Consider the following 12263-nt stretch of genomic DNA (forward strand, 5'->3'; position numbering starts at 1 on the left):
AGTGTGATTGGTATTATTTCGCGTTGCGGTTTAATTTAATCGGTTTTTTCGCGTTGAAATATTTCAATTATTTCATCGTCAATTATGACAGTTTAGTGAAAGGCTACTGCGGGGAAGTGAGTCTATTTAGCGCGAAAAATCAGTATGAGATTTGAGCAAAATCGTTAACTTTGCTTTGCGTTATGCTAAGTGAAAATTAACATGCCTCCATTTAATTATCATTTAAATCATTGTTTTTAAAAGTAAAAATAAATATAAGCTCAGCTGTTATATCAAATCCACAACCCCGTATTTCATTCTGTCCTTGACGCTTGTGCTTATTTATAGGCTTTAAAAACTCAGCGTTATGTATTGTCCTATTTGATGAAAATTGTCATTTAGCTTTCAAAGTTCTGAAACATAAGTGTCACACAACACCCTTAAAGTGTCCCTCGTCAACTAAACAAACCCACAGCATAGTAAATGTTGTGAACGTTATTCCCATTAAGGACAAACAGATGAAAAAGACAGTAATCGGTGCAGTTGCACTTCTAGGCGCACTAACAATGACTCCTGCAGTTGCAAAAGAGACTATCTCAGCAGTTGGTTCAAGCAGCGTTACTCCTCTTATGGAAGTTTTCTCTGAAACTTACATGAAGTCGAACAATAACGTATTTATCGAAGTTCAAGGCCCTGGCTCTTCTGCAGGTGTTCGTGCTGCTAAATCTGGTACAGCAAACCTAGGTATGTCTTCTCGTGCTCTTAAAGCTTCTGAAGAAGAACCTTCTCTAAAGGAACTACCTATCGCTCATGATGGTATCGCAGTAGTTGTTAACCCTGACAACTCTGTAGAAGGTCTAACTTCTAAGCAAGTTCAAGCTATCTACAAAGGCGAAATCTCAAACTGGAAACAAGTTGGTGGCGCAGACAAGCCAATCGTAACCGTTACACGTGACACAGCTTCTGGTACTCGTGGCGCTTTCGAAGACATCATGGGTCTTAAAATGAAAGTAAACGACATTACTGTATCTGCTATCTCTCAGCGTGCTCAAGTAGCAAACGGTAACGGCGCACTTAAAACTCAAGTTGCTTCTAACCCATACGCTATCGGTTACATCTCTCTTGGTACGGTAGACAGCACGGTTCACGCTTTAGCAATCGACGGCGCAAAACCTTCTGTAGAAAACATTAAGAGTGGTTCTTACAATGTTTCTCGTCCTTTCCTAGTTCTTTACAAAGAAGCGAACACTTCTGCTGAAACTAAGAAATTCATCGAGTGGATGCAATCTGCAGCAGCACAAAAACTAGTAGCAAGCAAAGGCTACATCGCTGCTCACTAATAGAAAAAGAGTTATTTTGCTCAGCCTGTGAAGGCTGAGCTTTTTCCGCGCACCTTGTTTGCGTATTTGATTTTCCCATCGCAATTTATAGTGAATTTTTCAATGAAAAATGACAATGTTCAAGCTTCGGTTATCCCTAGCTCTTCATTAAGGGAAGACCGTGGCGTTGATTGGAGAGAACGAATCTTTCACGGATTGTTCTTATCCAGTGCCGTTATCGGTATTGTTTCTCTAGCCATCATCGCTTACTTCATCGTTAAAGAAAGTATCCCAGCATTCCAAGCCGCGGGTTTTGGCGGAATCGTCCTAGGACAAAACTGGTTACCACCTGCACTGTACGGTGTTGCAACAATGATTGTTGCCTCGCTGGTCTCTACACTCGGTGCGGTGCTATTTGGTGTTCCTGTTGGCGTATTAACCGCCATCTTCATTGCTGAAATTGCGCCTAAGCGCGTAGGTAACATAATCCGCCCTGCTATCGAATTATTGGCGGGTATTCCTTCGGTAGTGTACGGTTTCTTTGGTCTGGTGATTATCGTTCCACTTATCCAGCAGATCTTCAACGTACCTGCGGGTAACACTATCTTGGCCGGTATTATCGTACTAGGCGTAATGATTCTACCGACGGTAATTACCGTTTCTGAAACTTCTATTCGCGCTGTGCCGCGAGCTTATAAAGAAGGGTCTCTAGCGTTAGGTGCTTCAAAGATTTACACCATCTTTAAGATCCTCGTTCCAGCGGCTCGCTCTGGCATTATGACGGGTGTTATTTTGGGGATTGGTCGTGCTCTTGGCGAAACAATGGCCATCATCATGGTTATGGGTAATGCCCCAGCGATGCCTGAAGGACTATTGGATGCGGCGCGTACACTGACCGCCAACATCGCAATCGAAATGTCGTACGCAAGCGGGCTTCACGCAAATGCATTGTACGCAACCGGTGTGGTTCTGTTGATCTTCATTATGATGTTAAACGGTGCTCTTTTGTATCTTAACCGTCAGAAAGCGAGATAAGAGTAATGGATACAGTAAAACTAAAACAATCTCGTCAGCGTAAAGACAACATGCTTAACGTATTTGTATGGCTTTCTGCTGGCTTAACCGTGGGCTTCTTGTTCTGGATTATCTGGTACATTTTGTCGAATGGTTTGCAATTCGTAAACTGGGACTTCGTGACAGGCGACTACAGTCGTACTGGTGATTCTCAGGGTATTTTCCCAATGATCGTGTCAACGGTTTATATGGTTGTTGCTTCGATTTCTGTTGCAGCGCCTTTGGGTATCATGACAGCTATCTACCTGACTGAATATGCGCAAGTGGGTAGTAAGTTCGTAAAAGTGATTCGTTTTTGTACTGAATCACTGGCGGGTATCCCGTCAATTATCTTTGGTCTATTTGGTATGACCTTCTTTGTGACCATTTTAGGATTAGGCTTCTCTATCTTATCGGGTGCACTAACGTTAAGTATTTTGATTCTGCCAGTGATTATCCGTGCAACGGAAGAAGCACTGATGGCGGTTCCACACACTTTCCGTGAAGGTTCTTATGCTTTAGGCTCGTCAAAAATCTACACCATTTGGCGCTTAATCCTACCAAGCGCAATGCCAGGTATTTTGACGTCTGTTATCTTGAGTATTGGTCGCGTAATTGGTGAATCAGCGCCGGTATTTTTGACAGCAGGTATGGTGGCACGTATCCCTGATACGCTTCTTGATTCAGGCCGTACGCTAACCGTTCACCTATATAAGTTAACAACAGAGCTATTTACTATTGATGAGTGGAACCAAGCCTACGGTACGGCAACAGTGCTGATTGTGGTGGTGCTTCTGATTAATATGTTAACCAAACTTATCGCTAGCCGTTTCAACAAAGCGACTTACTAATTGTTGTTAGATAGACACAAAGAATTTAAGAGATACTGAACATGAACAAATTTAATATCGAAAACCTAGATCTTTTCTACGGCGACAATAAAGCGCTAAAAAGCATCAACTTACCAATTCCTCTTCGCCAAGTAACGGCGCTTATCGGCCCATCGGGTTGTGGTAAATCAACGCTACTACGTTGTCTAAACCGCATGAACGATTTGATTGAAGGCGTAAAAATTACCGGCCTTGTGGAAATGGACGGTCAAGATATCTATGGCAACATCGATGTCGCTGACCTGCGCATTAAAGTGGGCATGGTATTCCAAAAGCCAAACCCATTCCCGATGAGCATCTATGAAAACGTGGCTTATGGTCTGCGTGCTCAAGGCATCAAAGACAAGAAGCACATTGATAAAGTGGTTGAAAAATCACTGCGCGGTGCAGCGTTGTGGGATGAGGTGAAAGATCGTCTTAAATCACACGCATTTGGTCTATCCGGTGGTCAGCAACAACGTTTATGTATTGCGCGTACTATCGCTATGGAACCGGATGTGATTTTGATGGATGAACCTACATCTGCGCTTGACCCAATTGCGACACACAAAATCGAAGAACTAATGGAAGATCTGAAAAAGGATTACACCATTGTTATCGTGACGCACTCAATGCAGCAAGCTCGTCGTATTTCAGACCGCACTGCTTTCTTCTTGATGGGAGAGTTGGTTGAGCACGATGAAACACAAGTAATATTTAGTAACCCACGTGATGATCGCACTCAAGGTTACGTAAACGGTGATTTTGGTTAATAGCGCCGTTTAAATTTGCAAGATTAACTATAATAATAAGCGATGGACTTTTGCCCCTCAATTATTGAGGGGCCTTTTTACTCTACATAATTGCAAATTTCCAGTTATATCAACCCGGATAAGTACTCGTAATCAAATACTTATGTGGACTGATATTACGTTGTTGTCAAAGTGGTCCCGTTTGACTTGTCAGGGACCGCCTAGAGAACGATAGCGATAAGATTGACCTTCTATTCAGGTCTAAGTACACTCAATTTAGTTTCGATATGAGGTATTAATCGTGAGTGATTTAGAGAAAGAGTTAGCATCAATGGCCGAGCAAGCCGGAGATCAGCCTGAAGAGAAATTGCCTTCAATAGAAGAGCAAAAGAAAATAGCGGCAGAATTAAAAAAACTTGAAGAAGCGGGTGAGTTAACGCCAGAAATACTAGAACAGTATTTTGGTAAGTTTTATTCAGAGTCAGAGACTCCTGTTCATTAAGTGATTACGTGATTAGTGAAAACCGAGCGCTTATATAGCTCGGTTTTTTTATGCCTTAGAAAAAGGTTCGTGGCTTTGCCTGTGCTCTCGGATGACTGATCTTAGTTAATGTGAATTAAAACTGATTTTTATATGCCATATTGGTCTAAGAGCAACAAAATGGAAGATCTTATAAAGTATCAATAGCTTAGTCGTGTCTCCTTTACAGTCATTCAAGAGGTGAATGACGGAACACGTTTAGATATTGAATTACTTCAATAAAGTCCTACCTTTAATAGCAATCACCGTAATTAAGTGAACATAAATCCCATCGCTGTCTTCAAGTGTGTTAACACGCTAGAGCGATCAGTTAATTACGATGATTGGTATACATTGCCTTCAAGTGGATTAGAAAGGCGATCTCCTGATTTTAAAGCGCTATGGATACAGTCGCTTTAAAATGATAAACGGATCATCTACTTGCTGGCGAGACGTTTAGGGAGGAACTATGTCTCTTATATACGCAAGTGGCTATGTGATTACACGTTCAGAAGAATTTGCCAACGCCTCAACCGCAATACTCAATCAACACTTTTCAACTCCTAGGTTTTCTGCCTTCACTAGCGTGAACGACTGCTTTTGCTCTGCCGATAGTTTTAATGAAAGAAGTATTTATCTAATTGATACCCAAACAGTAAGTAATCCCATGCGCAGTGGAATCAATCCAGTGCATGAACAAGGCGATTGGCTAGCGGTTAACATTGATGAATCGGGATTTCAGGTTGGGGATTGGATTTTAAATGGCTTTTCTGGTGTGGTAATGAAAAAGCGTTGCTTAGAGCAATTAGCACCTGCAGTGGAAGCGGTTAGCCATGGTGAATTATGGTATAGCCGACAAGACCTCAGTAAGTTGGCTAAGGCATACGTGACCAATGAGTTTGACCCTTATATTGCAGCCGATGATTTTGCTCAGGTCCATTCGTTGACACCCAAAGAGAAAAACATCTGTTTTATGATCCTAAAAGGATTGAATAACCCGCAAATAGCGGAATCCATTAACGTGAGTGTTAATACAGTCAAAACACATGCTTCGAGTGTAATGCGTAAGTTGAATGTGCATTCCAAAGCCGAACTGATTGCCCGCGCGGTACAACAAACATCAAATTCACCCAAAAATCATCCTATGAATGGCGCGTAATTCACCATTTTGGGTGACGTGAAAAATGTTAAGCCACACTAAACTTTCCTCGCAACGTGCTTAAAAGCACAACATTAGCGAGGGACTGAAAATGAAGAATGCATTATTTGCGGCTGTATTGGGGTTAGCCATGTTTGGCTTAATTATCCCAGATGCCGATGCTGGCCGAAAACATAAAACCAAAATATGTCACGGAGGCTATCCTGGCGGAGACGATGAGCCAGGCGATCCACCAGAGACTTTTTGTGAAGTCGATTTACCCCTAGAGATTTCCGGTACGGTTCCATGTGAGTGTGAACTAGAAGTGGTAGACAGTGATATTGACGTATTTGCAGACAGTAAATCAGTGTCAGGGTTAGCGATTGGTTCGATCAGTGCATACTGTAATACCACCGATGGCTTTACAGTGACAATGACTTCTGGCAATGGTGGTCTAGCTCACAATAAATCACCAGCATTACTGCCTTACACGTTAGACGTTGCAGGAACAGCGCTTTCGTTTTCTCCTTCGGTAGGGGATCTAGAAGTAGAAGAAACCATTGCTGAAGCGGATGCATTGCAAGATGCTGCTGTGGAATTAACTGTTGATGCAACAGGGGCTTTAGAGGGTGAATACTCAGATACAGTGACTATTGAGGTAGCCGGTATTCTGTAATGGAGTTCACTTTAGTTAATCGCACTGCATGATTTAGCGCGATTAACACCAATCGTTACGATTGGTCAAATATAAGTCACGTAACCTTAAATGAGGCGAGTATCACTGTACTAGCCTCATTTTGATTCATTGGAGGAAACATGAAGGTTATATTGGGTGTGTGTTTGATGTTGCTTTGTTCGGTTCGCTATGCGTTTGCTTATCAAGTTACTCCTATGTATATGGAAATGGAGTATGTAGGCTCAAAGGCTCAGTCGAGTTACCAGGTAACCAATACTTCAAACAAAGAGGTTCGTGTTCAAGTCTCAGTGCAGCGCATAGAAATAGATCCAGAGACCAATGAAGAAACCACTTTAGAAGCCGATGAAGACTTTCTGATCTTACCCCCCCAAGCGATTGTTGCCGCAAATAGTGTGCGTCGATTTAGAGTGCGATATTTAGGCTCAGAGCAAGTGCAATCTACCCATACTTACCGAGTATTATTTGAAGAAGTTCAAACCAATGATGGTACGGTTGATGATGCGCAAGTTAAGTTCTTATTCAACTTTTCAACGGTAGTTTTTGTGTCTCCGACTGCGGAAGAGTGCTCAAATAGTTTGAGTTATAAGGTTCAATCCGATTATTTAATTTTGATTAATCAAGGAAATTGCGTTTTAAACGTAAGCCAAGCACAGCTGACATTTTCAAAAAATGGTCAACAAAAAACCATGAGTTGGAACGAGCTTGAGTTTGAGAACAAATCAAATTATTTGCTGCCAAAGGTCATTAAGAAATACAAACTATCACAAGGTAATAAAGGCAGTGCTATTGTCGAATTTTCTTTGAATTAGCGCCATTATTCTATATGAAATCTCATATAGCCTTTTTATTATTGTGGGTTAGTTTTTCTGCTTGTTCGCAGAATTGGAATTTTCCTGTGCCTTTGTATCGCGGACAAACTTTGTTATCTGAAGTGAATATCATCACCGATGGAGAAAACTTAATTGGGGTCAATGCGACTGAATTACACAGTCATTTGAAAAATCAAATCACATCAGAAGTGTCGCAACAATTGCTCACTTTTGGTAATAAAATTGTCACTCAAGAAGAGTTATACAATATTGGGATTGATCTCAGATTTGATTATTTAGATTTGAGCTTAAATTTGCATTTAAATAAAGACAATGCCAAACAAAATGACTTAAGTTTTGATATTCCCTATGAAACGCCTGTTTATACGGAGTCTGGTTTTTTTGCTTGGCACAATATCTTTAATCTCACCGCCAATTACGTGGACAGCACTCAAATTATAGACCCTGTAGATTGGCGTGTTGAATGGATAACCGCCACTAATTTTGGTGGATACAAGGGCTTAAATTTAGACGGGTCAATTTACGCTTCGCCGAGTAATTCAACGCAAAATAGCGAGATAGAAGTGTACCGCGGTGATTTACGAGCGTTTGTCGACCGCCCCAGTTATCCGCTCCGACTGACAGTTGGAGATATTCAGCCTTATACCACAGGGCATTTACCCTCAGTCACATTGGGCGGGATAGCGTTAGAAAGGTTATGGAATCGATTACAACCGAGCCGAAATATTCAAAGTGGCGGTTCGCAGGAAGTGTATTTGGTCGAGAGTGCCACTATTGCCGTTTATATAAACGATACTTTTTATGGTGATTTACGTTTAGCGCCGGGTCGATATAGCATAGATGATTTGCCGTTACGCCAAGGAAATAACGATATTCGTTTAGAGATCCGCTATCAGTCAGGGCGGCGTGAAGAAATTTCTTATAGTCAGTTTTTTAATACTCGATTATTAAAAATGGGTTTTAGTGATTATGGGATTTATACGGGGTTGTCTTCAAACGTTGATAATCGGAAATATCAATATGACCAAGAGCAATACTTAGTTCAGTCTTATTACGACTACGGTCTTACGCAGTGGTTAACGGTTGGTATCAACGGTCTTTATCATCCTTTAGGGCAAATCGGTGGTATCAGCCTAGGGTTGGGGACAGGTGCATCAAGTATCGGGTTTCGAGGAAGCGTACTTAATTACGATGATGTGGATGTGATAGGAGGGGTAGCCTCAATCGATTACTCCAGTACATTTTTGGAAGGGGTGAGTTATGGGTCTCCCAATTTTAGAGCCAGTGTTGAGTCATTCTATGATTATCGCCCAATCCCTTGGGATATCACTCGCGACTTAGAAACCGGAACCAGCGCCATTGTTGATTATACTTATCGATTTAGCTCAAATTTAAATTTAAGCCCTTCTTTTCAAATCGATTATTTGCACTCCCCAGATAGGTACGATCTGGCGGCGCAATTAGAATTGCAATGGATCTATCAAAACTTTGATATCACTCTTGGCGCAGAGTATCTCGAAGCAGGGGGGAGCACTGAGACAAGCGATACCAATTTCTATTTTGTGGTGGAGTGGGATTGGTATTCGGATAGTGGGGATTACGAAGCACTTGCGCAGTATTTTAGCCAAGGTAATCGTTCGCGGGCCAGTTTTACTAAATACAGTTCTAACAGTGTTGGCGGTTATGGCTATCAAGTTGCTGGAGAGTATAGCGATGCTTTTGAAAACTATGAGGTGCGAGCAGATTATATAGGCAACCGTTATTCAGCTGAGGTTGATGTCGAACGTTTAGTTGATAGAAATGCTGATGTGGAAACAAATGCGGTATCTGGGCGAATTTCCAGTGGTTTTACTATGGTGGATAGCCATTTATCTTGGAATAGAGGCTATCGTGGGCCGGCGGTTATCGTTAACGTTCATGATTCACTTGATGTACCGGTCTATATTAATGAATTTACAGATTCCTCCCCAGAAGCGATAGCCACCACTGGGTTAAGCAATGCCGTGCCTTTATATGGTGGTCATTCTGCCAGTTCGTTTGACGTTACTATACCGCAGGCGCCGATTGGTTATGATTATGGTTCTGGGTACTATCAAATTACGGCGGGCACTTATACTGGGCACTCTGTGGTTGTCGGCTCCGATAATACCAAAACCGTTATTGGTTCGTTAGTGGCGGCTAATGGTGATGCTATTGCGCTGAGAAACGGTGTGGTTGTTGGGCAAGGGTTGCGGCGCAGTATCTTTACCAATAAAGCAGGACGATTTGCAATTGAAAGGATGAGTGATGGTGAGTTTGAAGTGACCATTATCGGAGATCCTTCGTTTAAAGGCATATTAGTGATCGAGAATACGCAAAGTAATCTCATTTATTTATCGCCTTTGAGTTTAGAAGAGGTGAACCCATGAAGTTTTTGATTGGTCTAATAGTGGTGATGTATTCGCAATTTACTTTTGCCGAGTGCCGAGGTAGTTGGGGGATATCGACTCAAAATGTACACAGTAACGATATAGAGAGTACCCCGAAAATTCGCGTTGAAATCGAGCTCAGTGATGCATTGCGAAAGTGTGGTTTAAAAGGGTTTTTATTAAAAACCGAAGAAAATGGGCAGATACGTTTTAAACAAAAGCAAAGCAGCATGTTAGCTAATGTTACTGATGAACAAGGCAGGGCTTATAATGCTCTGAAGAATAAGCAAATATTCATTCCTATTATAGGAAATAGTGCCAGACAATCTTTTCAACTTTGGTTTGCAGATGATGGGCATCATCGCCCCGGCATTTATTCCGCAAACCTCACATTAGCGTTATTTGATGTCAAACGTTCAGCTAAAAAACGAAAAGCATCAGTGCAAATATATCCTTATTTATCGATAAACTTGTATAGCCCTTCCATCAAGAATAACACCCTAGATTTTGGCGTTTTAACCTCGGGGAGTCGCAAACGAGTAGAGCTTGGGGTGTATTCTAATACTTCATACTCCATTGAAGTTGAGTCAAAGAATGGCGCATTAATCCACAGTCAGAACGAAGGGGAAGTGATTCGTTATTCTGTTAGTTTAGATGGCAAGCCCATTCATTTTGGTTCTGCTATTCCTTTTTCACCACCATCGGCATCAGGACATAGAAAAGAAATGGAGTTTCGTGTGGGCTCTGTGGAAGGTGCTATAGCGGGCCGTTATAAAGACACAGTAACGATTACAGCAACCGCCAGACCATAAAAAGACCCCTTTAATTCCTATCTGATGCAGAAATTAAAGGGGTCTTAGTGGGGTTCTAGCTTTCGTTGGCTTTAAGGCTTTATTACATACAGTCTGTAAACTTATGCCTCAGGAATACTCGCGCCAACTTCTTGATGTAAACGGCGGCAAGCGCGTCCATCATCGTGGAATAGGTGACAGCGTTTAGGATCAATGCCGATGGCGTAGTGATCGCCAGGCTCAACTTCTAAGGTATCAGGTTGTCTAAAGTTGATATCAGTATCTGCGCTTTCCACCGACAAGTACACTTGCGTTTCTTGCCCAAGTTTTTCAACTATGGTCACTTCACCTTCAATGGTTGCTTCTGAAGAATCAGACATTAATAAGTGCTCTGGGCGGATGCCTAATGACATACGTTCACCGACGATGACCGTGGTACCATCGACAGGAATATTAAACGCCACTTTGTTTTCTAGCTCAACTTTGACATGCGTTGAAGAAGCTTCGATAGCGTGCACACTAATGAAATTCATTTTAGGTGAGCCGATAAATCCAGCCACAAAGCGGTTTTGTGGGTAATGGTATAAATCTAGTGGTCGGCCAACTTGAGAAACATGGCCTCCGTCTAATACCACGATTTTATCGGCCATGGTCATAGCTTCAACCTGATCGTGGGTTACGTAGATCATGGTACAACCTAATTGACGTTGTAACTTAGTGATTTCACTGCGCATTTGCACACGCAATGCCGCATCAAGGTTAGATAACGGTTCATCCAATAAGAAGACTTCAGGTTGTGATACTAAAGTACGACCAATTGCTACACGTTGGCGTTGACCGCCTGATAGCGCTTTCGGTTGTCGGTCTAAAAGATGTGTCAGTTGTAGAATATCAGCGGCGTGCTTAACGCGTTTTTCTGTTTCGGCTTTGTCTGCTTTTGCCAGCTTCATACCAAAAGACATGTTGTCGTATAAATTCAGGTGCGGGTAAAGAGCGTAAGACTGAAACACCATACCAACGCCACGTTTAGAAGGCTCAACATCATTCATTCGTTGTTCGCCGATGTACAGATCGCCTGACGTAATGTCTTCTAGGCCGGCAATACAACGTAACAGAGTTGATTTACCACAACCTGATGGACCAACGAACACGACAAATTCGCCTTCGTGAATATCTAGGTCGACGTTTTTAGAGATCTCTACGTCACCGTAGGATTTACATACATTTTTTAGCGTGACACTGGTCATTTGAGTGGATCCTCAATATTAATTTTACCCATTAGCACTCATTTATGGTTATTGATTATTCCATGAGCACTAAAATAGAAATTCAGAAGTAATTGTTCAATATATTCTTTAGAGAACAGGAAAGAAAAAAGGTGATGAACACAAAACACGAAGATTAATGACTCACCCTAAGAGTCAATAACTTCAGCCTGTTTTGGTCACATCACCTGACCATCTCCAATTCTAGCTAATATCCCCCGCATCTTAGTCTCCGTGTTCCCCGTAATGATGTTCATTGCGCACGTCAATTAAGTTACTACTAGCCAGGTTTGAAATGTAATCCCAACAAACAAGTTAGAAAAGGGTTCTTACCATCCATATCTCGGATGTTGTTAGTTTGTGCAATTTGGTGGTGTCATACATCCTCCCGAACGGCTTTTTTGTGGGGGGAGTAGCAGGGGAGGAGGGGTAAATCACCCCCTATTGAATAAACGGATCAACCTCTCTTTTATTCGGGTATTTCTGTTGATTTTAATCACATTTATAGACTTTATGTGATTCGCGTCACTGTTACTAAGAGAGCTCGATCACGAAAATGCGTTCATTTATATAGGGCGTAGTAGTCAGGATGATGATGATTCATAGCGACTAGCGGATGATAGATGCTGAAATTTGGCTTTC

General features: G+C 41.9%; 11 protein-coding genes. 10 read left to right on the plus strand and 1 reads right to left on the minus strand.

Annotated features, from left to right (window positions below; translation table 11 throughout):
- The first annotated feature begins 497 nt into the window (after positions 1 to 497).
- The 10 genes from VHA01S_RS06295 to VHA01S_RS06340 all read left to right on the plus strand — a co-directional run bounded on the left by VHA01S_RS06295 (position 498) and on the right by VHA01S_RS06340 (position 10377).
- Positions 498 to 1319, plus strand: coding sequence for a phosphate ABC transporter substrate-binding protein (locus VHA01S_RS06295; RefSeq protein WP_023403515.1), 822 nt, complete (start codon positions 498 to 500; stop codon positions 1317 to 1319).
- 102 nt (positions 1320 to 1421) lie between these two features.
- The gene (pstC, locus tag VHA01S_RS06300; RefSeq protein WP_023403516.1) at positions 1422 to 2333 is read left to right on the plus strand and encodes a phosphate ABC transporter permease subunit PstC; all 912 of its coding nucleotides are present in this window, start codon (positions 1422 to 1424) and stop codon (positions 2331 to 2333) included.
- 5 nt (positions 2334 to 2338) lie between these two features.
- A complete protein-coding gene (gene pstA, locus VHA01S_RS06305; RefSeq protein ID WP_023403517.1) occupies positions 2339 to 3202 on the plus strand; it encodes a phosphate ABC transporter permease PstA in 864 nt (287 codons plus the stop codon).
- A 41-nt stretch (positions 3203 to 3243) separates the two neighbouring features.
- Entirely contained in the window at positions 3244 to 3993 is a 750-nt protein-coding gene (gene pstB, locus VHA01S_RS06310; protein WP_023403518.1) for a phosphate ABC transporter ATP-binding protein PstB, read from the plus strand.
- Between the two features lie 280 nt (positions 3994 to 4273).
- Positions 4274 to 4474, plus strand: a complete 201-nt coding sequence (locus VHA01S_RS06315; RefSeq protein ID WP_023403519.1) for a hypothetical protein — start codon at positions 4274 to 4276, stop codon at positions 4472 to 4474.
- 487 nt (positions 4475 to 4961) lie between these two features.
- Positions 4962 to 5651 (plus strand): helix-turn-helix transcriptional regulator, encoded by a 690-nt coding sequence (locus VHA01S_RS06320; protein ID WP_023403520.1) that lies wholly within the window; start codon positions 4962 to 4964, stop codon positions 5649 to 5651.
- 91 nt (positions 5652 to 5742) lie between these two features.
- A complete protein-coding gene (locus tag VHA01S_RS06325) occupies positions 5743 to 6306 on the plus strand; it encodes a hypothetical protein (protein ID WP_023403521.1) in 564 nt (187 codons plus the stop codon).
- A 140-nt stretch (positions 6307 to 6446) separates the two neighbouring features.
- Complete coding sequence (locus VHA01S_RS06330) at positions 6447 to 7136, plus strand: fimbrial biogenesis chaperone (protein ID WP_023403522.1); 690 nt, start codon at positions 6447 to 6449, stop codon at positions 7134 to 7136.
- Positions 7137 to 7222: 86 nt separating this feature from the next.
- Positions 7223 to 9565 carry a fimbria/pilus outer membrane usher protein gene (locus VHA01S_RS06335; protein WP_023403523.1) on the plus strand — a complete coding sequence of 781 codons (2343 nt, stop codon included), beginning with the start codon at positions 7223 to 7225 and terminating at the stop codon, positions 9563 to 9565.
- The gene (locus VHA01S_RS06340) at positions 9562 to 10377 is read left to right on the plus strand and encodes a hypothetical protein (protein ID WP_023403524.1); all 816 of its coding nucleotides are present in this window, start codon (positions 9562 to 9564) and stop codon (positions 10375 to 10377) included. The genes VHA01S_RS06335 and VHA01S_RS06340 overlap by 4 nt, the downstream gene beginning before the upstream one ends.
- Positions 10378 to 10478: 101 nt before the next feature.
- On the opposite strand, the gene malK is transcribed toward VHA01S_RS06340, so the two are convergent.
- A complete protein-coding gene (gene malK / locus VHA01S_RS06345) occupies positions 10479 to 11603 on the minus strand; it encodes a maltose/maltodextrin ABC transporter ATP-binding protein MalK (protein WP_023403525.1) in 1125 nt (374 codons plus the stop codon).
- Positions 11604 to 12263 lie beyond the last annotated feature (660 nt).

The organism is Vibrio halioticoli NBRC 102217 (genome assembly GCF_000496695.1).
Lineage (GTDB): Bacteria > Pseudomonadota > Gammaproteobacteria > Enterobacterales > Vibrionaceae > Vibrio > Vibrio halioticoli.